Raw genomic sequence first — 19,666 nt, 5'->3', positions numbered from 1 at the left:
GCCGGGACGGTTTTTTGATTGATAGGAACGGAGAACCGTGTAGATTTAGCAGACTATGAAGAGAGCGCATTTGTTGTTGATTCTGTTCGGCCTGCTTTGCGGGGTGGCGGGGGCGCAGAGCCGTCCTTCCACGCCGCCGAACATGATCGTTATTCTGGCGGATGACCTGGGGTACGGAGATCTGGGCTGCACAGGGTCCAAACAGATCAAGACTCCTTCCCTGGACCGGCTGGCGAAGGAGGGCGTGTTCTGTTCCCGGGCGTACGTAACGGCGCCGATGTGTTCACCTTCCCGCATGGGACTGCTGACGGGCCGTTTCCCGAAGCGCTACGGCATTACCACGAATCCCAATGTGAAGGTGGATTACCTTCCGGAGTCCCATTACGGACTGCCCCAGACGGAGAAGCTGATTCCGGAATATTTGAAGCCTTACGGCTACCGGAGTGCCGTGTTCGGCAAGTGGCATCTGGGCCACACGAAGGGGTACACGCCGCCGGAACGCGGTTTCACGCACTGGTGGGGGTTCCTGGGGGGTTCACGGCCTTATTTCCCCGTCAAGAAGGAGGCTGAAGGCCTGAGCCCCTCCGCCATTGAGTCCAATTTCACGGATAAGAAGGATATTACCTACCTGACGGACGACATTACGGACCGGGCGGTGGAGTTCCTGCAGGAAGCCGGAAAGGACAAAAAGCCGTTTTTCATGTTCGTTTCCTACAATGCCCCCCACTGGCCCTACCAGGCCAAGCCGGAGGATATTGCCAAATTCAAGAACGTGCAGAACCGGGACCGCAGGATTTACTGCGCCATGGTGTATGCCATGGACAAGGGCGTGGGGCGCATTCTGGACGCCTTGAAGAAGGACGGCCTGGAAAGGGACACGATTGTCGTGTTCCTGTCGGACAACGGCGGCGCTCCGGAAGCTCCTTCCTGCAACGCCCCTTTCCGTGGAGCCAAGAGACAGCATTTTGAAGGGGGGGTGCGCGTGCCGTTCATCATCAGGTATCCTGCGGACAAGAGGCTGGCGGCAGGGAGCGTTTGCAGGCAGCCCGTTTCCACGGTGGACCTGCTTCCCGCGTTGCTGAAGGCAAACGGCCACCAGATTCCGAAGAAGCTGGACGGCATGGATATTCTGGAGCTGGTAGGCAATAAGAAGGCTTCCGTCCCGCGCACGTTCTTCTGGTGCACGGATTACACCTCCGCTGTGCTGGACGGGGATTTGAAGTACCTGCTGGTGGCGGACCGCGCGCCGCAGTTTTACAGCGTTACGGATGATCCCCAGGAGCAGAAGGATTTATATTTTTCCAAGCATCAGGATGCGGATCCCCTCGCCAAAAAGCTGGGAACCTACCTGACCACTACGCCCGCGTGCCGCTTCCCGGACAGCATCAGCTGGTCCGCCAAGCTCATGCGGGAGTATGACAAGACTACGCCGGATAAGCAGCCTGAATGAGCCATGGGTCGGGGTTGCCCGCGCCCGGTCCAGGGCACGCGCAGGGCGCTGGCCCGCGCTCCGTACGGGATCATGGTATTCATGGTCCCGCTTTTCCATTAAAAAAGCGCCTTATTTAAGGCGCTTTGGTTCCGCGATGCGGAGGATATGCTCACCAGGAAGGGCCAGGTTGCCCTTGTCCCGCGCGATCATTTCAAAGTAATGGGGGTCCTGGGAAATCCAGATGAATTCATTCTTGGCCTGTTCCATCTGCCTCCTGGATTTTTCCAGATGCGCCTGGAGGAAGGAACGCTCATGCTCCAGGGAGCGCAGGTCCTTCCACGGCTTAAAACACACCAGGGAAAGCAGCATGGTGAGGCACAGGGCCAGGACGATGGCAAAGAGGCGCAGGGCCCTCTGGACGATCAGGGCACGTTTCTCCCGGCGGATTTCAAGTTCCGCCAAGGTAAAACGATGGTAATAGCGGCGTCTCCAGAGCATTCTTTGCAGTTAAACAACATATTTTTGATCATAGAATGTGGATTTTGCCACCATAAACTGCGTCATCCCCCAGTTCCTCTTCAATTCTAAGGAGCTGGTTGTATTTGGCCATGCGGTCAGAGCGGCTCAGGGAGCCGGTTTTGATCTGCCCGGCATTGGTCGCCACGGCAATGTCCGCGATGGTGGCGTCTTCCGTTTCTCCGGAACGGTGGGAGATGATGGCGGAGTATTTGTTGTCCTTGGCCAGTTCCACCGTATCCAGCGTTTCCGTCAGGGAGCCGATCTGGTTGACTTTCACTAGAACGGCGTTCGCCACATGGCGGGAAATGCCCTGGTTCAGGAATTCCACGTTCGTCACGAACAGGTCATCCCCCACCAGCTGGGTATTGTGCCCCATGGCCCTGGTGAGCTGTTCCCAGCCCTCCCAGTCATTTTCCGCGCAGCCGTCTTCAATGGAGATGATGGGATATTTTTTCTGGAGCTCCTGATAATAGGCCGTCAGTTCCGCCGCCGTTCTACCGCGGCCGTCGGATTTCTTGAAGACATACAGGTTCTGGGAAGGATCGTAGAATTCGGAGGAAGCCACGTCCAAGGCAATGAAGATGTCCGTGCCCAGGGTGTAGCCTGCGCGTTTCACGGCCTGGGCGATGCATTCCAGGGCGTCGTCCGCGGATTTCAGGGAAGGGGCAAAGCCGCCTTCATCCCCCACGGCGGTGGACAGGCCGCGGTCGTGCAGCACGTCCTTGAGCGCATGGAAGACTTCCGCGCCGTAGCGCAGGGCCTCCCGGAAGGTGGGGGCGCCCTTGGGCATAATCATGAATTCCTGAAAGTCAATGGGAGAATCCGAATGGGCGCCGCCGTTGATGATGTTCATCATCGGGACGGGCAGCACTTTGGCGTTCGGGCCGCCCAGGTATTTGAAGAGGGGGAGGTTAAGCTGGATGGCGGCGGCTTTGGCCACGGCCAGGGAGACGCCCAGGATGGCGTTGGCGCCCAGGCGGGACTTGTTGGGGGTGCCGTCCAGGTCAATCATGATCTTGTCAATGGACGGCTGGAGGGTGGCATCATGCCCGGACACTTCCGGAGCAATAATATTGTTGATATTATCCACGGCCTTGAGAACGCCCTTGCCGCCGTAACGCTTGGCGTCCCCGTCCCGGAGTTCCCAGGCTTCATGCTCCCCGGTGGAGGCGCCGCTGGGGACGGATGCGCGCCCGATGGCGCCGCCGGCCAGGGCCACGTCCACTTCTACGGTGGGATTGCCCCGTGAATCGATGATTTCACGGCCGCGGACGTCGATGATTTCCAGTTCGTTCATGATCATAAGATTTTTTATTGTCTTTTTTGGACCATGGAACGGCTCCGCCTGTTCCAGGGAAACATGTCATGACCGTGAAAATTCCGGCTTCAGGCGCGGAACTGACGCAGAACGGCGGCAATGTATTCAAGAGTCTCCGGGTCTGAAATGCCGCCGGAAAAGTAAAACGGCCTTCCGGTGGGCTGGGGCACGGAGATGCGGCAGTAGTCCGTTTTTTCCCCTCCCTTGCGCTCCATCATGATCGGGGCCTGCGCGGGAAGAAGAAAAGTCCATGTGCTCCCCACCGGGCCTATGCCCCGGAAAAGGGACGCTTTACCCGGTTCCACCCGGAGAACGGCTTTTCCCAGCATCATGTCAACGCAGAGAAAGATGATGAAGGCTTCCGTGATGGCAAAGAAAGTGGTGAAGACGGGCAGCGCGAAGTCCGTTTTCCCCGGTCCGAAGGAGATGAGGACGAGCACCAGGGTAACCAGCCCCCAAACCACGGCCAGCCCCGTATAAAGAAGTATTTTGGAAAGGGAATGCCTGTAGGTGAGTGTGACCTTTCCCTTGGCGGATGTTACCGTCAGATGCCTGGAAGGGGCAGCAGGCACATCATGGAATTCATGCTCCCGGACCAGGGACGTCCAGGGGGTGGAAAGTCCGCAGCTTCCGCAGGTGACCGTATCCCGGCGGTTGTCCACATCCGCCGCGGAAAACGGAGTGCCGCATCCGGGGCATTTCAATTGTTGAAGGCTGGAAGACATAGGGGACGGCTTGCTGCCTGTCCGCAGGCTACCACAGAAGGCGGGAAGCCGCCATTTCTTTTTAGGTGCGCCTCCGGAAGGGCAGGAAGAGCGTTTCCGAAGGAGGATTCCGCATGGATTCCACCGCCTCTCACACGGGAATTCCCCCTTGTGCGGCACATGGCCTCCATGTAGGATGGCGCCCATGATTGAGCGCAGGCGGAAGCTGAGGGAAAAGATTGAGGCATTGGCGGAACCGGAGTTCCAGAAGTTTTCCGCTGCCCTGATTCCCGGCGTCAGCCGCCTGCTGGGCGTCCGCCTGCCCGTACTCCGGAATCTTGCCCGTGAGGAGTTGAGGGGGAATTGGCGGGAGCTACTGGAGAACCCCGCCGGGGATCCGTATGCGGAGGAAGTGATGCTGGACGGCATGCTGATAGCGCTGGCGCGCATGGAGCCGGAGGAACGCCTGGAACACGTCGCGCGCTTTGTGCCCCGCATGGATAACTGGGCCGTTTGCGATACCTTCTGCTCCGGGCTGAAGTTCAGCAAAAAGCATCCGTCCCTGGTGTGGGAGTTCATTCAGCCGTATTTGAATTCCACCCGTGTGTATGATGTCCGCTTTGCCGTGGTGATGATGCTGGCCCACTTCATTACGGAGGATTACGTGGAGCGGGTGCTTTCCCTGCTGGACGGGGTGCGGCATGAGGATTACTACGTGGGCATGGCCGTAGCCTGGGCGGTTTCCGTCTGTTATGTGAAGTTCCCGGCGCTGACGCTGGAATATTTGCGTAATTCCTCCCTGTCCGATTTCACTTACAACAAGGCATTGCAGAAGATCATTGAATCCCTGCGGGTGAGCCGGGAAGACAAGGAACTGATGCGGAGCATGAAGCGCAAATAGGCCGCGGGCCCTCCCTGCGCATGCGGGGAGGCGGAGAGGCCCGCGCGGGATTGTGACGCAGGGAGGCGGGGGATGCCGGAACCGGGCCTTGATTCCGTTCCGTGCAAGGTATGGAATGGGTACACTTACTATTAAAACCATGCCTAATATTAACGATAACTTCCTCAAGCTGCAGGCGGGATATTTGTTCCCGGAAATAGGGCGCCGCGTGAATGCGTTCATGGAGTCCCACCCGGAGGCGGCTAAAAGGCTGATCCGCTGCGGCATTGGAGACGTGACGGAGCCTCTGCCCATGGCGGCCATTGAGGCCATGCATGAGGCGGTGGACGATCTGGCCTGCCATGAGCGTTTTCACGGCTACGGGCCGGAACAGGGGTATTTCTGGCTGCGGGAGGCGATTGCCAAAAAAGCCTACCAGGCCCATGGCGTGCATGTGGAGGTGGATGAGATTTACGTGTCCGACGGCGCCAAGTGTGATACGGGCAACATTCTGGACATTTTCGGCCCGGGGAACAAGATTGCTGTGCCGGACCCGGTTTATCCCGTATACGTGGATACCAATGTGATGGCCGGCAATACCGGTGAGGCCGGTGCGGACGGCTCCTATGAAGGGCTGGTGTACCTTCCCTGCACGCCGGAGAATAATTTTGTGCCGGAATTGCCGGATGAACACGTGGATTTGATTTACCTGTGCTTCCCGAACAATCCTACCGGAGCCGTCGCCAACCGGAATGAACTGTTGAAGTGGGTGGAGTATGCGCGGGCGAACCATGCCATTATCCTGTATGATTCCGCGTATGAGGCCTTTATTCAGGATTCTGCCGTTCCCAGGTCCATTTTTGAGATTCCCGGCGCGCGCGACTGCGCCATTGAGTTCCGCTCCTTTTCCAAGCAGGGAGGCTTTACGGGGGTGCGCTGCGGCTACGTGGTAATTCCCAAAGACCTGCACGGCCATGATTCACGGGGGAACAAGGTGCTGATCAGCCAGCTCTGGAGCCGGCGCACCAGTACGAAGTTCAACGGCGCTTCCTACATCGTCCAGCGGGGCGCCGCGGCCCTGTTCACTCTGGAAGGCATGGCGCAGACTGCCGTGCTGATCAGCCATTACCTGGGGAACGCCGCTCTGCTGCTGAATGCCTGCCGCCAGGCGGGAATGCGCGTGTGGGGCGGGGAAAACGCCCCGTACGTCTGGGTGCAGTGCCCGGACGGCCTGGATAGCTGGCAGATGTTTGACAAGATGCTGTATGAGGCGAATGTGGTCATTACGCCCGGTTCCGGCTTCGGTTCCAGAGGGGAAGGGTTTTTCCGCATTTCCGCGTTCAATTCACGGGAGAACGTGGATGAGGTTTGCCGCCGCATTCACTCCCTGTTCGCCAGATAGGCAGGCGGCACGGTAAATGAAAACAGGCCGCGGCGGCAGAACGCCGCGGCCTGTTGTTTTGAACGGCTGTCCGGGGAATTAGAAAGCCGCCCGGAATTGGAGGTTTCCGCTCACCCCCTCGCGTTTGCCCGCGTATCCTTTCACTCCAAGATCAACGAACATGGGTTTGCCGGCTACGGGCTGGAAGATCACGCCCAGTTCCGCCATGCCCGTGCCGCCGCGCAAGGTGGGCGCGGCGATGTCCTGGCCGTAGGCGGAGGCGCGGGCCGTTCCATTGCACTGCCATTCATACGCCGCTCCCGCGTACGGGCGGATGGCTTGCGTCATCTCGTAGTGGAAGCGCGCACCGCCCTGGAGCCGACTGGAGTTCATGTCCCGGAACCGGATATGGTCCCCGGAGACCGTGGCGTGGTCACCGTCCTGGCGCGTCCACAGGAAGCGCCCGTAGGCCTCCATGTTCACTTTCCGGCCCAGCTCCCTTGTCAACGCCGCTCCAGCGTGGCCGCCGTAGTAAGGAGAGGAAAGGTTATAGGCGGAGGGATTGCCCGCCCCGTCCACTAGGTCTCCGCTGCGGTAGTCCGAGTCCAGCCGTCCCGCGCGGAAGGAAGCCTCCAGTGCGATTCCTCTGAGGCCGTTATCCGTGAGGTCCCAGCGGGCCAGAAGGCCGCCGCCGTAATAGGAGGTGTCCCCGGAAGCCCGTACAAAGGGGGCGTCTGCAAAGGCGTTGTGGGCCGTGTAGCTGCCCCAGCCGCTTTCCATGAAACCGCCCAGCACTACAGAACGGTTTTTGGAAAATCCGGCGGAAACGCCTGCCAGAATGGCGTAGCCGTCCTGTTCCACACGGGAGCCGGTGGCGTAGTTGGAATGAGAGCCTTCCATGGCGAGGAATGTTTCCATGCCGGAAGGGGAGCCCCCCCGCATGGTGGCCATGGCGGCGCGGCTGATTCCCAGCCCGGCGGCGAGGTCCCCGCCCTGGTTGTTCAGGGCCATGGCGGCGGCGCGGCCTTCGGAAAGGGATTTCAGCTGGGGATTCAGGCGGCTGGAAGTGACGGTAGCGTCAATGCTGGTGTTTCCCACGGAGACGGCGGCGTCATAGAGCATGGCGATGCCGCGTTTGAAGGAGACGAAAGGGGTTTTCAGGATCATGCCGTTGGTGATGAGCCCCATGTTGTTGCGGATGAGGGAAATGGTGTCTCCCACAGCAGGGCCGGGGCTTCCCGGAGAAACACCGGTGATTTCCACCCGGATGGTGGAGCCGGAAAGGTCCGTAGCCGAGGGAGCGGTGGAAGAAGTTCCGTTGGAGATGGTGAGCATGGGAGCGCCGTTTTCGTTCCAGGACGACAGGCGGAAAACGTAGTGCTCAAAATTGCCCACGTTCGTTGCGCTTCCCTGAAAGTTTTCCAGAATGAGCATGTTGCCCGTTGTTACATCCATAGCCGTGGCTCCTGGACTGGAGGCATAGGCGTCCCATCCGCCGAAAACACCGTTAAGGTTGAAGTTGCCTTCCAGAATAACGGTATTGTTGCTGGCCGTTCCTTTGTCCGCTCTGCCTCCGTAGATATATCCCCCTACCGTGCCTCCCCGGATTTCCACCACATTGCCGCTGGAAGATCCCTGGAAACTCATTCCACCCGTGACGGAGCCGTCAATGTTCCCTCCCAGAATAAGAACATGGTTGCCGGAAGCGGCCCCTCCGTTGGAGGAAGTCCCCCCGTCAATGAATCCTGTATGGCCACCGAGGAAGATTACCCGGTTGCCGGAGGCGTTTCCTTCACTGGCCCTCCCTCCCATGATTCCATGGCCTACGCCGGGTATTTCTCCGTTGAGCCCCACTTCTCCTCCATGCATGATGAACAGGTTGTTGCAGGCGTTCCCCCGGCCGGATTCCACAAAACCTCCGAAGGCATTGTTGTTGACGCCGCCGCTGGTGATGATTACCCGGTTGCCGGAGGCATTCCCTGTAGAGGAATAGCCGCCGTTGAGCCAAGTTGCCGTGGCATTGCCAAGCCGCACGCTGTTGGAGATAGCGTCTCCGCCGGCTGTTTGGCCTCCATTGACGCCGCCGCTTAACGTACCGCCGGAAATAAGGACTTCGTTCCCCGTGACATTGCCGGAATCACTGTAGGCCCCCTGCACCCATTGAGCGCTTCCCCCCGTCATTGTGATGGAATTATATTGAGCGTTTCCGCTGCCGCTTTCTCCGCCATAAACGTTGCGGGCGACCGTCCCGCCCCCAAGAATGACGGAATTATATTCCACGGTTCCCGTCGCGGAATAAGCTCCGAGAAGATGGAGGACAGAACCTCCGGTCATGGAAATCCGGTTACGGACAGTGTCTCCGTCTGTTGTTTTGGCTCCATAGGCGTTTCCGGGAATGGAGCCTCCCGTGATGGAGACCGTGTTGTCCGATAGGCTGTCCTGCGGGAACAGGAGGCCGTTTTCGTCCAGTGGGGCTCCGGGATAGGTGAGTTCCACACCTGCGCCTTCCGCCAGGAAACTTCCGGCCACTGTAATGCCGGCGATGCAAAAGAGCCGGGATATTACTGGTTTAAATGGCAATATCGTTTTCATCCTAATGATAATTGCGGATTATCAATCCGGTATGCATTAAAACAGCACATAAATACCTGCCTCTGCAAGGAGCGTCGTGGCACCTGAATATGGAACTGAGCGGCAGCGAACTGTATTCTCGGAAAGGCAGTACGTCCTGACGGACACATCTAGTGCAGACGCCGCATGGACATGCGGCGCTCCCGGAACGTGTGGGGCGAATCCGGGGAAGTTAATGCGGGGGAATGCTTCATGATACAGTAGCTGTTCCGCACAAATTCCTGACTCTTAGAATTCGCTCTTGACTCCGGATTGATAATCCGGAGAGCTCTGGAAAAAGTTGTATGAATATTTTAGGATCAATGGCTGGGGAAAACCTGTTTCCAGGTTTTCCCTTCATCCATGCTTTCATAGATGCCTTTTTCCGCGTACAGGGTGATGTGCTTGTTGTTGGCTGTGTCAATCAGCAGGTTGAAGGCGGCTCCCCAGTCTTCCTTGTCCGACCGCTTCTGCCAGTTTCTGGCGTTGCGTTCGCTGGAATACACGCCCTTGCCGTCCAGCGGGACGGCGAGCATGAAAGTATCGTCCAGGCGGCGCCTGTCGATCGCCAGCGTGGGCTGCGTGACGGGCAGGCCTTGTAGCACGCGGTTCATGGTGCGGCAGTCATTGAAGGAGGTGTACACGCCCTGGGTGGAGAAGACATAGAGCTGGTCTGCGGCGCGGGTGTCGTAAACCAGCTTCAGGAAGCCCGCCCCCTGAACTTCATTTTTCTGGGTCCATTTCTTCCCGTTGTTGGTGGAGATGAAGACTTTGCTGGTGTTGGTCTTGCGGTCCGCCGTCACGGCTCCAATCCGGCCCTGCGCGGTGGTATGGAAACCGACGTTGGTAACGGGTTCCCCCACCAGGCCCGCGTTGGTCCAGGTTTCTCCGCCATCCGTGCTCATGAACAGCCCTGCGCGGTCCGAGCCCACGATGATTTCACGAGGGTTCCGGGGATTGACGGAGATGAGTTCCCCGGCGATGAAGGAGAGGGGGGACGGGTCCACTTTGACGTCCGGGCTGGCTACCGTCCACGTTTTACCCATGTCCTTGCTGCTGAACAGGGCTCCTCCCTGGGAGGTGGGGGCCAGCAGGAACATTTTATCCCCGGCAAGGGCCATGGAACGGATGGTTTTGACGCCCTTGGGCAGCGTGAACGGCTTGCGAACGTAGGTTCCGTTTTTGCGTTCCAGCAGGTCCGCGCCGGAACGGTAGCGCACCACGGCCAGATCCGGGGAGAGCAGGGAGTAGCCGATGATTTTTCCGGCAGGCATCGCGGCGGTTATTTTGTGCGGCTGGAGTTTGACGGGTTTGATGGAGATTCCGTCCATGGCGGCGGAGAAGATGCCCTTGCCCTTGCCCGGAATGGTCCTGAACGTGATGCCGGCGATGGCCTCCTCCTTCATCGGGATGATGCGCTGCATGCCCATTTCCCATTTTTTCATGTCCGGAGAGGTGAAGCAGGTGAATTCATTGCCGCGCCGCATGATGCGCACCCAGGAGTGGTCCTTGTTCAGGGTGAAGGTGGACTGGCGGCCCGTTCCGTAGTCGCTGAAGTCCGCACTGCACCGGAGGCCGCGGCCCACCGTCCGGAAAACGGCGATTTCATCATCGTAGTTGGTGTCCCCGGCGTCCTTGCGCACCATGATGCCCGCCCAGCAGTCGTCCCCGGTGTCCAGCGCCTTGTCGCTGATGGAACTGATATGGGCCGTGAGCATGAAGTCTCCCTTGACCTTTCTGTTGACCAGGTATTCCCCTTCTCCCACGAAGCGGAAGGAGTTTCCCGTACCGCTGATGGAGTGGGGCAGCCCCGGTTCCCCGCGCAGCATGGCTTCCCAGCCCGGGGAGAGGCGGCTTTGGGAATGGATGGAGACCGCGGGGGTGTCCACCGTGCGGGAGCCGTTATAGAAGACGCGCGCCCATAGTTTGTTTTCTCCGTCAAAGAGCATCAGGGGAGCGGTGAAGGGGGCGGCGTCCGCGGCGGCGACCAGCTTGGCGCCGTTATAGTATTCCACCTTGTTCACCCGTCCGGAAGAGACCGCTGTTTTCAATACGCGTTCCGGTCCCTTGCCGCCCACTTCCAGCCTGGCTTCCGGAATGTCCGCCCGTTTGGGGCGCATGAGGCTGGCGAGCGGTATTTCCTCCATGGGGCGGTTGCCGTACTGCCAGCCCACCCACGCCACGGTGAATTCGTGTTCCGGTTTTTTCTTGAAGTAGGTCAGCTTGACGGGCGTGACGCCTTTTTCCAGGAAGACGGAGGCGCGCTTTTCCGACGTGCTGTGCAGCCCGTCGTTGTCAATGACGGTTTTCCCGCCGACGTCCAGGCGGCTTCCGTCGCAGGTTTGGAGGGCGAAGGTATAGGCTCCCGTCTGGGGGACGACCAGGAAGCCTTCATATTCAAAGGCGAAGCGTCCTTCCCTGGCTCCGCGCAGGGCCGTGTCAAATCCGTGGGAGACGCCGGTCCTCAACGGTTTGGAGAAGTCCAGTTCCGCCAGTTTGGACCATCCGTCCTTGTTTTCCAGGTATTTGTATTCCAGGCCGCTGGAGAGGTCTTTTTTGCCGGGCAGCCCTTTCAGAGGAGCTTCCGCTGCGGCGCGGGCAAGCTTCAGGGTTTTCTGCTGGTCAAAGATGTCCGTGATGGTGAGCTTCACGAAGCATTGGGGAATGTCCCTGGGCAGAGCAACGGACTTGGTGCGCACGTGCGGGATTTGTTCCTCCACCGTGTAGACGGGGGCGCCGGAGTATTGCGGGTTGTCAAAGACTTCTATTTTGTAACCGAACTGGGGGGAGGAGGTTTCCGCCAGCGTCCAGTCCACGATCACCTGGCTCCCGTCATGGCGCGCCTTGCCTTCCGCCGTGATGGCGTCCATCACGGGCTTGTCCGGCTGGTTCAGCTTGAAGGTGTGCTTGCGGCCCGGTTCCAGGTTTCTGGGGAACTGCCTGTTTTCCGTGTAGGACATGGTCAGGACGGAGTCGTTTTCCGTTTGGTGCACCGTCCAGCCGCTGTACTTCATGCCTCCTTCCTTGGGCACGTTAATGGAAACGGTATCACATTTTTCCCAGGCGCCGCTGTTCCGGTAAAAGCCCTTGCCGCGCCACAGTTCCCGCTGCTTGCGGCCCCCGTGCCCGAAGTCCTCCAGAAAGCCGCCGTTCCCCTTGAACCCGGTGGCCGCGTAGGGAATGCGGAAGGTGGCGATGTGGTGCCACCGATTGCCGGCCTGGTCCTTCATCCACCAGCCGGCGTAGCATTCCTTGTTGGCTTCGTCCGCGCCCCATGTGCGCATGAGCATGGTGTACCACTGCTTGGTCTTGATCCACGGGACGTCGCGCCCGCCGGCCTTGCCGGAAGCTCCTTCACCCACGTATTGCTGGGCGTAGACGTGCGGGTTCACGTACACGTTGCGCACCTGGCGCCCTTCGTAGACCGGGGCGGGCCAGAAAGACCACACGGTGGACGGGCGGTAGGTCTCCAGGTTCGTGTTGTCGTTGACGTTGGCCGCCACCCCAGCATAAAAGTAGCCGCCCTTGGGGAACATGTCCAGGTTCCAGCAGGAGAAGTAGGTGGATTCCGGCCAATAGGGATAGAGCAGGTCCACCATGATGATGTCGGAACCGGGCTTCACTTCGTCACCATACCAGCTGGCGGAGACGGGAAGCGTTAACAGGAGCCACAGGGAAAGAAGAAGTCTGGTCATGACGGCAGGGAGATGTTGAAATTTGCAAAAACGTGGAACCGTTCCATTTATCATAAAAAGGGGAGGGTGTTCCAGCGTCAAATGCAGGAATGGCGTTCCTGTTCTGTCAGCGGCAGGTATGGACGCATTCAGGCCTTGCCCCTGTTTGTTCGTACAGAGTAAATTTTAAAACATGATTACTCAGTTGCGCATGATCTCTTTTTCCCGGCAGTCCGTTGTTATGATGCTATGCCTGTTGATCGCCGTGGGAATGGATTGTGCGCACGGGGCGGAAAAGGAGGGCGCGCCGCTGAACCCGCTTTCCTGCGTGCATGCCGCGGACGGCAGGGTGACGGTCCGCGGCGCAGCCATGGGGACGGTGTTTACGGTACGCGCCTATCCCGGGAAGGGCATGGACGCGGCGGAGACGGAAAAAGCCTGTACGGAGGCGCTGGCCTGCGCCGTTCACTGGGAGAAGGTGATGTCCGCCATGGATGCGGAAAGCTCCCTGGCCGCATTTAACGCGGCGGAAAGCGGCGTTGTCGTGCCCATACCTGTGGAACTGAAAGAGGTTCTGCTGCTGGCCATGAAATATTCCCGGCTGACGGACGGCGCGTTTGATCTCACGCTGGGGCCCTGCATCCGCCTGTGGAAGAAGAGCCGCCGCCGGGACGTTCTCCCGTCCCATGAGGAGTTGGAATGCGCACGCCGGGCTTCCGGTTGGGAAAAGCTGTGCGTGGGGAAGAGAGGGGCGCTCAAGAAGGTTCCCGGAATGAGGTTGGACCTGGGAGGCATCGGCAAGGGGTTTGCCGTGGACCGGATGGCGGAGCTTTTAAAGGAAAAAGGGGTGCTTTCTTTCTTCATTGACAGTACCAGCGACGTGCTGGCGGGAGCTCCCCCGCCCGGGGAGAAGGGATGGCGGCTGCGGGTGGAGGCCGGGCACGGGGAAGGAAGAACGCTGCTGTTGAGCCATGCCGCCGTTTCCACCTCCGGGAACGCCCGCCAGATGGTGAAGATTGGCGGAGTGGAGTATTCCCACGTGCTGGACCCGAATACGGGGCTGGGCGTTACCGAAGGGCGCCAGGCAAGCGTGCAGGCGCCCAGCGCAGCCATGGCGGATGCGCTGGCGACGGCTGCCTGCGTGATGAGTGAAGAGGATTTCCGTTCCCTGGCGGAGTGCCTGCCCGGAGTCTTTCTGCTGAGCTCTTTCGTGAACCCCTAGTTCTCCGCCGGGAGACGGGGATGGCGCACATGGTTTCCGCGGAAGAATTCAGATGAAAGAAGAAGGGCGGATGCGGCGTTGTTAGTAGACACTCCTGTCACACTGATGAAAATGTCCCCGTTATTTATTTCCGTCCTTATGGGCACCGCCGTCTCCGCCGCTTTTGGCGCGGAATTTCCAAATCCCTACCCGGCGGCGGAATCCGGAGTGCGCCTGACGCCTGAAACGTCTCCCGCGCCCTCCATCAACGGAGCGCGCGTGTTCGGCGCCAGGCCCGGTTCCAGCGTGTTGTTCCAGGTTCCGGTTTCCGGAGAGAGGCCCATGAAGATTCAGGCGTCCGGCCTTCCTCCGGGATTGAAGATGACCCCGGAAGGCCTGATTACGGGGAAGGCCCCGGCAAAGAGGGGGGAATACAAGGTCGCGCTGAAGGCCGCCAACAGCCATGGGAAGGATTCCGGGGAATGGGTGCTGAAGGTGGGGGACGATCTTTGCCTGACGCCTCCCATGGGGTGGAGCAGCTGGTATTCCTACAGTGAGGCCGTGGGGCAGGACAACGTGCTCAAGACGGCCCGGCTGTTTGTGGAACTCGGATTGACCAACCATGGCTGGAGCTACATTAATATTGACGATTGCTGGCAGGGGGAGCGCGGAGGAAAGAATGGCGCCATCCAGCCCAACAAGCGTTTTCCGGACATGAAGGCCATGTGCAGCGCCATCCATGCCATGGGAATGAAGGCGGGCATTTATTCAAGCCCGTGGATGGGGACGTATGCCGGATTCATCGGCGGCAGCGCGCCCAACAAGAAAGGGGATTATACGGAACTGACCATTCCGGAAAAGGACCGCAAGCAGGAGAACCAGGTGTATGGCGGTTATCCCGGAGTGCATCGGAGGAAGGCGGACCGCACGGGGCCCGTGTGGTTCTTTGACCGGGACGCCAGGCAATGGGCTGACTGGGGCTTTGATTATGTAAAGGTGGACTGGAACCCCAACGACGTGCCTACGACGGAACGCATCCGCAAGGCGCTGGACGCAAGCGGACGGGACATCGTGCTGAGCCTGTCCAACGCCGCTCCGTATGAGCACGTGGAAGGGCTGGCCAAGCTGGCCAACCTGTGGCGGACTACAGGTGATATCGAGGACCACTGGGGCAGCGTCAGCAGGATAGGTTTTTCCCAGGAACGCTGGCAGAAGCACATGCGCCCCGGGCACTGGAATGATCCGGATATTCTTCAGATCGGGAAGCTGGGCAAGCCCAACAATGCCAATACCACGTTTGTGCAGACGCGGCTTTCTCCGGATGAGCAGTATACGCACGTGACCCTGTGGGCATTGCTGTCCGCTCCGCTGATTATTTCCTGCGATTTGGAGAACATTGATTCGTTCACGATGGGCCTTCTTACGAATGACGAGGTGATTGCCGTGGACCAGGATCCGGCGGCCCGTCCGTCCCGCAAGGCATGGCACCGGGGGGATTTCCAGGTTTGGACGAAGGAGCTGTCCGACGGCTCCGTGGCGGCGGCCTTTTTCAATACGGGAGGCGCCAGGGGCGTTCTGAGCGTGAACCTGGGGGAACTTGGCCTGCCGGATACGTATGAGGTACGCGACCTGTGGAAACGCGCCGACCAGGGCACGGTGAAGGGAAAAATGTCCGTGGAGCTCAACAGCCACGGAGCCGCCATGTTCCGGTTCATCAAAAAGAACTGATGAGCGGGATCAGGATAAAAAAAGAACCGTTCCGGGATGACCGGAACGGTTTTTAAAAGGAGTTGATGTGACTTGCCTTTACCTCCTGGCGGACTTACGCGGCAATGCCGAAGTGCTGCTGAATGGAGGCGAAAATCTTGTCGCGGCGGGCGCGGGCTTTTTCGATGTCACGGGTCTTCAGGGAGAATCTCAGGCGTTCAGCCGTTGAGTCAGGCTTGTGAACCGTAACGTGGCACCACCATACCCCCCTGTTGTTCCACAGGTGGTGGTTGGGGTTGTCATCATTAATTCTCAGAGCGATTTTGGTTTGGGCTTTCATCTGTGTGATCTTTTCCAGTAGTGGACTCTTTATCTACGTCCTTTGGTATATTAATATTTCAATAAAACCTTCAACTTGGAGGTGCCTCACTTAAGCAGATGATCCCTTGTCTTTTTGGACATCTTTTCTTTCAGTTGCTCACCTCGTTGAAGCCTTAGAGTTCAAGTGGTGTAACAACGTTCAAAAAAAGAATCTTTTTACAGGAGACCTACCTTTTTAAGAGTATTGTAAGCACCGTTCTTGTTAATCGTACGCAGCGCCTTGGCGGAAATCTTCATTTTAACGAACTGGCCCAGTTCAGGAACCCAGATGCGTTTTTCCTGGAGATTGGGGAAAACGGTACGATTGACAGTCTTAGTGACGTGACGACCAATACCGCCCTTTTTCTTGGCAAGACCGGAGCGATGGATACGACGACCTTTGTGAGGCATGGTGCCTCGGATGATGCAAATTCGGGACATGGCAATCGAAGTTATTGTTAATACGAGAGAGATAGTCTAGCGTATTTTCGCCTAAGGTCAAGAATAACCGGATAAAAGACTCGGAATTTGTTTGGGCGGCGTTCGGAAGAAGGCCGGAGAACGCATCCGGCTCCCGGAGAGCGGCAGGGACCGGGGCAGGGAGGTAATTTGGGGGCGGAATCCGGCGGCCGGGCGCGTTCCCGCGATGTTAAAATGTCCTCCTGGAACATCATTTCAGTCAGAGCCTTCCGGCCTTCTGCCGAAGGAGGAATCCTGGGATGGCCCTGGTTGCCCCGGAAGCGGTATGGCTGCGTAAAACGTATCCCGCGCTTGCACGGAGGGATGCTCCGTGAGAGATTATGACCATGAATGAAAATCATTATGCAGAGTTTTCCGAGTGCAGCATGAAGCCCCAGGATGTGCTGGAGTACGTTTCCGGTCCCATGCCGGTTCCGGCGGAAGGGGAGGTGCTGGTCCGGATGAAGGCCGCTCCCATTAATCCGGCGGACATCAACTTTGTGCAGGGCGTGTACGGCGTGAAGCCCGTGCTGCCCCATTCACGCGCCGGGCTGGAAGGCTGCGGAGTGGTGGAAGAGTCCCGTGCGGAGGGTTTCCGCAAGGGGGATGAGGTGATTCTGCTGAGGGGCGTGGGTTCCTGGAGCGAGTATGTGGCGGTTCCCGCCGTGAATGTGATGAAGCTTCCCGTGAAGGTGGATCCGGTCCAGGCCGCCATGCTGAAGGTGAATCCCCTGACGGCCCTGCGCATGCTGGAGGGGTTCGTTTCCCTGGTGCCGGGGGATTGGGTGGTGCAGAATGCCGCCAATTCCGGCGTGGGCAGGTGCATTATCCAGCTGGCGCGCGAGATGGGCGTGAGGACGGTGAATTTTGTGAGAAGACCGGATGAATTGAGGGATGAGCTGACCGCCCTGGGCGCCGACCTGGTGGTGGGAGAGGATGACGAGGACGTGGTGAAAAAAACGCTGGCCCGTCTGGACGGGAAGAGGCCCGTGCTGGCTTCCAACGCCGTAGGCGGGGAAAGCGCCCTGCGCCTGATGGACATGCTGGCCCCCGGCGGCAGCATGGTGACGTACGGCGCCATGAGCAGGAAGAGCATCAAGGTACCTAACGGGTTCCTGATTTTCAAGGGAATCAGGCTGGAAGGCCTGTGGGTGACGCAGTGGCTCAAGAATGCCCCCGTTCCGGAGATTGAGGCCGCTTACGACAAGCTGGCGCGGCTGATGGCGGACGGCAGGCTGAAGCAGGCCGTGGATACCGTTTATCCGCTGAGCGACGTGCGCCAGGCCGTGGAAAAGGCCCAGGAGGAGTTCCGCAGCGGCAAGGTGGTGCTGAGCATGGACAACGCCTGATGACCGGAGCGGAAGAACGGTTGTTTTCCCGTACTGCGGAGCGCTGGAGGGATTTTTTCAGCGTTCCGTGGTTCGGGTGGTACTGGTTGCTGGCATGGGTCATGGCGGTTCTGAGCCTCTATTCCATCTGGCAGGCCTGTAATTTTTTCCTGGAAAAGAACCTGTTTGCACGGGAGGGGCTGTGCACAACAGGGGAGGTTCGGAAAATTACGGAGGATAAGGTGAGGCTTTGGCCCCGTTCGCGGTCTGTCTCCAGCTCCTCTCTGCCTGTCTGGGCCCCGGAGGTGTGGTTCCTGACGCAGACCGGGGAAGGGGAAGTCACGTTCCAGTCTCCTGCCTTCCTTTTCTGGTCCGCGTATGCCAGAGGGGATGCGGTGAAGGTCTGCTATCAGCCGGGACATCCGCAGGACGCCCGTGTGGCGGACAGCTTCATCTGGTGGCCGGAAACGCGCCGGGCCCTGTGGCTGACGGCGTTTCTGCTTGCCGGGGGAACGGTCCTGCTGAGGAAGAGAGAGGTGCGGAGCTCCGTCGGCGCATAGAGCGGGAATTGCGCCGCGGCGTGCGCGCCGTTTGCCGTTTCAGCCCAGCGTGGAGTCAAGCCATGTGCTGAGGATTTCCACGGCGGCCACCTGGTCAATGATGGGGCGGAAGCTTTTTTGCTTTTTCCCGGCGGCGTGCAGTTTTTCCTGGGCGATGACGGTCGTGAGGCATTCATCCATGAATATCATCGGCAGGCCGGGAAGTGCGGCAGCCAGTTCCTTGCCGAAGGCGCGCACCTTGGCGGCGGCGGTTCCTTCCGTGCCGTCCATGCGCACGGGGATGCCCAGCACCAGGGTGCGGATTCCCCGCTCCTGGACGAGCTGGACGATGCGGGTGACACCGTCCGTCTTGTGCCTGTGGATGGTTTCCACGGGGTGGGCCATGATGCCCACGGGGTCCGTGGCGGCTATGCCGATGCGGGCTTCTCCGTAGTCAATGCCCAGGGCCGGATGCTGGGGGGTCATCTGAGTTCGTCCGGGAGCTGGTTGACGATTTTTTTAATTTCGTCCGCCTTGTTTTTATCCGCAATGAGGATGGCGTCCGCCGTCTCCACCACGATCAGGTTTTCTACGCCCAGCAGGGCCACGTGCTTGTCCCCCCGCTGGGAGAAGACGATGTTTCCGGAGGCGTCCTGCACGGTGAGGTCCGTGTTGGCGGTGTTCCGGCTGTGGTCTTCCAGGTAGTTGGAGACGGAGATCCATGAGCCTACGTCATCCCAGTCAAAGGTGGCTTCAAAGTTCAGCACCCGGTCCGCGTTTTCCATCAGCGCGAAGTCAATGGAGATGGGCGTGAGTTCCGGAAATTCCTCCCGGAGGGTTTCCTGCTTGTCCGGGGATTCCGCGATGTGCTCCACGAAGGAGGCCAGCTCCGGGCAGTGCTTGTCAAGCTGTTCGCACACGGTGGGAATGCTCCAGACGAACATACCGGCATTCCAGCAGAAGTTTCCCCGGTCCAGGTAGGCGGCGGCCGTAGCCGTGTCCGGCTTTTCCCGGAACTGGACGACTTCCCGGCAGGAGCATCCCGGGGCGGAGGCGATTTCCTCCCCGCGTTCAATGTAGCCGTAGGAAGGGCACGGCCAGGTGGGCTTGATGCCCACGGTGACGAGTGCCTTTTCCCGGGCCGCCGTGTCCATGGCGGCTTTCATCAGGGAGCGGAAGGCCTCCTGGTCCTGAATGAGCTGGTCCGAGGGGATGACGAGCATGACCCCGTGCGGGTCCGCCGCCTTGATGAGGCCGATGCCCAGGGCGATGGCGGGGGCGGTGTCCCGGCGCACGGGCTCGGAGATGATGTTGCTTGCGGGAACGTCCGGGGCCTGCCTGCGCACTTCCGCTTCCTGAAGGTGGTTGGTCAGGATGAAGATGTTCTGCCGGGGCACCAGGCCGTCCAGCCTGTCGATGGCCTGGCGGAGCAGGGTTCCTTCTCCGAACATGTTCAGGAGCTGCTTGGGGCGGTGGTCCCGTGAAAGCGGCCAGAAACGGGTGCCGCTTCCGCCTGCCAGAATGAGAGCGTATTGGTTCATGGCGATTCCGTAA

General features: G+C 59.3%; 16 protein-coding genes. 7 read left to right on the top strand and 9 right to left on the bottom strand.

What is annotated here, in order from left to right; all coding sequences use genetic code 11:
- Positions 1-55: 55 nt before the first annotated feature.
- On the top strand, positions 56-1,450 hold the full coding sequence (locus HHJ06_RS02945) for a sulfatase-like hydrolase/transferase (protein ID WP_215427443.1): 1,395 nt from the start codon (positions 56-58) through the stop codon (positions 1,448-1,450).
- Positions 1,451-1,561: 111 nt separating this feature from the next.
- On the opposite strand, the gene HHJ06_RS02940 is transcribed toward HHJ06_RS02945, so the two are convergent.
- From HHJ06_RS02940 to HHJ06_RS02930, 3 genes are all read right to left on the bottom strand, one after another.
- Positions 1,562-1,930: a septum formation initiator family protein gene (locus HHJ06_RS02940; protein ID WP_215427441.1), complete on the bottom strand. Its 369-nt coding sequence runs from the start codon at positions 1,928-1,930 to the stop codon at positions 1,562-1,564.
- 28 nt (positions 1,931-1,958) lie between these two features.
- The gene (gene eno, locus HHJ06_RS02935; RefSeq protein ID WP_343206590.1) at positions 1,959-3,239 is read right to left on the bottom strand and encodes a phosphopyruvate hydratase; all 1,281 of its coding nucleotides are present in this window, start codon (positions 3,237-3,239) and stop codon (positions 1,959-1,961) included.
- A gap of 98 nt (positions 3,240-3,337) precedes the next feature.
- Complete coding sequence (locus HHJ06_RS02930; protein WP_215427438.1) at positions 3,338-3,994, bottom strand: hypothetical protein; 657 nt, start codon at positions 3,992-3,994, stop codon at positions 3,338-3,340.
- Positions 3,995-4,178: 184 nt separating this feature from the next.
- Here HHJ06_RS02930 and HHJ06_RS02925 point away from each other — a divergent pair, with 184 nt between their 5' ends.
- Both HHJ06_RS02925 and HHJ06_RS02920 read left to right on the top strand, forming a co-directional pair.
- Positions 4,179-4,874 carry a DNA alkylation repair protein gene (locus HHJ06_RS02925; RefSeq protein WP_215427437.1) on the top strand — a complete coding sequence of 232 codons (696 nt, stop codon included), beginning with the start codon at positions 4,179-4,181 and terminating at the stop codon, positions 4,872-4,874.
- Positions 4,875-5,013: 139 nt separating this feature from the next.
- The gene (locus tag HHJ06_RS02920; RefSeq protein WP_215427435.1) at positions 5,014-6,255 is read left to right on the top strand and encodes an LL-diaminopimelate aminotransferase; all 1,242 of its coding nucleotides are present in this window, start codon (positions 5,014-5,016) and stop codon (positions 6,253-6,255) included.
- Between the two features lie 78 nt (positions 6,256-6,333).
- Here the strand turns inward: HHJ06_RS02920 and HHJ06_RS11900 are convergent, their stop codons facing one another.
- Complete coding sequence (locus HHJ06_RS11900; RefSeq protein WP_215427433.1) at positions 6,334-8,763, bottom strand: autotransporter outer membrane beta-barrel domain-containing protein; 2,430 nt, start codon at positions 8,761-8,763, stop codon at positions 6,334-6,336.
- Positions 8,764-9,164: 401 nt separating this feature from the next.
- Complete coding sequence (locus tag HHJ06_RS02910) at positions 9,165-12,539, bottom strand: DUF3472 domain-containing protein (protein WP_215427431.1); 3,375 nt, start codon at positions 12,537-12,539, stop codon at positions 9,165-9,167.
- A 172-nt stretch (positions 12,540-12,711) separates the two neighbouring features.
- Here HHJ06_RS02910 and HHJ06_RS02905 point away from each other — a divergent pair, with 172 nt between their 5' ends.
- Both HHJ06_RS02905 and HHJ06_RS02900 read left to right on the top strand, forming a co-directional pair.
- The gene (locus HHJ06_RS02905) at positions 12,712-13,740 is read left to right on the top strand and encodes an FAD:protein FMN transferase (protein ID WP_215427429.1); all 1,029 of its coding nucleotides are present in this window, start codon (positions 12,712-12,714) and stop codon (positions 13,738-13,740) included.
- 111 nt (positions 13,741-13,851) lie between these two features.
- Positions 13,852-15,447, top strand: coding sequence for a glycoside hydrolase family 27 protein (locus HHJ06_RS02900; RefSeq protein ID WP_215427427.1), 1,596 nt, complete (start codon positions 13,852-13,854; stop codon positions 15,445-15,447).
- 94 nt (positions 15,448-15,541) lie between these two features.
- On the opposite strand, the gene HHJ06_RS02895 is transcribed toward HHJ06_RS02900, so the two are convergent.
- Together HHJ06_RS02895 and rpmB are read right to left on the bottom strand one after the other, a co-directional pair.
- The gene (locus HHJ06_RS02895; protein ID WP_012420228.1) at positions 15,542-15,766 is read right to left on the bottom strand and encodes a hypothetical protein; all 225 of its coding nucleotides are present in this window, start codon (positions 15,764-15,766) and stop codon (positions 15,542-15,544) included.
- A 197-nt stretch (positions 15,767-15,963) separates the two neighbouring features.
- Positions 15,964-16,227 (bottom strand): 50S ribosomal protein L28, encoded by a 264-nt coding sequence (rpmB, locus tag HHJ06_RS02890; protein ID WP_012420229.1) that lies wholly within the window; start codon positions 16,225-16,227, stop codon positions 15,964-15,966.
- Positions 16,228-16,592: 365 nt separating this feature from the next.
- On the opposite strand from rpmB, the gene HHJ06_RS02885 reads away from it, so the two are divergent.
- Together HHJ06_RS02885 and HHJ06_RS02880 are read left to right on the top strand one after the other, a co-directional pair.
- Positions 16,593-17,594 carry an MDR family NADPH-dependent oxidoreductase gene (locus HHJ06_RS02885; RefSeq protein ID WP_215427425.1) on the top strand — a complete coding sequence of 334 codons (1,002 nt, stop codon included), beginning with the start codon at positions 16,593-16,595 and terminating at the stop codon, positions 17,592-17,594.
- Positions 17,594-18,133 carry a DUF3592 domain-containing protein gene (locus HHJ06_RS02880; RefSeq protein ID WP_215427423.1) on the top strand — a complete coding sequence of 180 codons (540 nt, stop codon included), beginning with the start codon at positions 17,594-17,596 and terminating at the stop codon, positions 18,131-18,133. Before HHJ06_RS02885 ends, HHJ06_RS02880 begins: the two co-directional genes overlap by 1 nt.
- Positions 18,134-18,172: 39 nt before the next feature.
- Here the strand turns inward: HHJ06_RS02880 and ruvX are convergent, their stop codons facing one another.
- Together ruvX and HHJ06_RS02870 are read right to left on the bottom strand one after the other, a co-directional pair.
- A complete protein-coding gene (gene ruvX / locus HHJ06_RS02875) occupies positions 18,173-18,598 on the bottom strand; it encodes a Holliday junction resolvase RuvX (protein WP_215427421.1) in 426 nt (141 codons plus the stop codon).
- Complete coding sequence (locus HHJ06_RS02870; protein WP_215427419.1) at positions 18,595-19,653, bottom strand: mannose-1-phosphate guanylyltransferase; 1,059 nt, start codon at positions 19,651-19,653, stop codon at positions 18,595-18,597. The genes ruvX and HHJ06_RS02870 overlap by 4 nt, the downstream gene beginning before the upstream one ends.
- Between the last annotated feature and the right edge of the window lie 13 nt (positions 19,654-19,666).

This window comes from Akkermansia muciniphila, assembly GCF_018709685.1.
In the GTDB taxonomy this organism is placed as follows: Bacteria; Verrucomicrobiota; Verrucomicrobiia; order Verrucomicrobiales; family Akkermansiaceae; genus Akkermansia; species Akkermansia muciniphila_E.
Note: the sequence above shows the minus strand (reverse complement) of the source record. Positions and strands in the feature narration are given on the sequence as shown.

Bases quoted from the DNA above. Each gene is read 5' to 3' on its own strand.
- HHJ06_RS02930 (WP_215427438.1), bottom strand. From the start codon at position 3,994: ATGTCTTCCAGCCTTCAACAATTGAAATGCCCCGGATGCGGCACTCCG.
- HHJ06_RS02920 (WP_215427435.1), top strand. From the start codon at position 5,014: ATGCCTAATATTAACGATAACTTCCTCAAGCTGCAGGCGGGATATTTG.
- HHJ06_RS02945 (WP_215427443.1), top strand. From the start codon at position 56: ATGAAGAGAGCGCATTTGTTGTTGATTCTGTTCGGCCTGCTTTGCGGG.
- ruvX (WP_215427421.1), bottom strand. From the start codon at position 18,598: ATGACCCCCCAGCATCCGGCCCTGGGCATTGACTACGGAGAAGCCCGC.
- HHJ06_RS02885 (WP_215427425.1), top strand. From the start codon at position 16,593: ATGAATGAAAATCATTATGCAGAGTTTTCCGAGTGCAGCATGAAGCCC.
- HHJ06_RS02910 (WP_215427431.1), bottom strand. From the start codon at position 12,539: ATGACCAGACTTCTTCTTTCCCTGTGGCTCCTGTTAACGCTTCCCGTC.
- HHJ06_RS02940 (WP_215427441.1), bottom strand. From the start codon at position 1,930: ATGCTCTGGAGACGCCGCTATTACCATCGTTTTACCTTGGCGGAACTT.
- HHJ06_RS02925 (WP_215427437.1), top strand. From the start codon at position 4,179: ATGATTGAGCGCAGGCGGAAGCTGAGGGAAAAGATTGAGGCATTGGCG.
- HHJ06_RS02905 (WP_215427429.1), top strand. From the start codon at position 12,712: ATGATTACTCAGTTGCGCATGATCTCTTTTTCCCGGCAGTCCGTTGTT.
- HHJ06_RS02880 (WP_215427423.1), top strand. From the start codon at position 17,594: ATGACCGGAGCGGAAGAACGGTTGTTTTCCCGTACTGCGGAGCGCTGG.
- rpmB (WP_012420229.1), bottom strand. From the start codon at position 16,227: ATGTCCCGAATTTGCATCATCCGAGGCACCATGCCTCACAAAGGTCGT.
- HHJ06_RS02870 (WP_215427419.1), bottom strand. From the start codon at position 19,653: ATGAACCAATACGCTCTCATTCTGGCAGGCGGAAGCGGCACCCGTTTC.
- HHJ06_RS02895 (WP_012420228.1), bottom strand. From the start codon at position 15,766: ATGAAAGCCCAAACCAAAATCGCTCTGAGAATTAATGATGACAACCCC.
- HHJ06_RS02900 (WP_215427427.1), top strand. From the start codon at position 13,852: ATGTCCCCGTTATTTATTTCCGTCCTTATGGGCACCGCCGTCTCCGCC.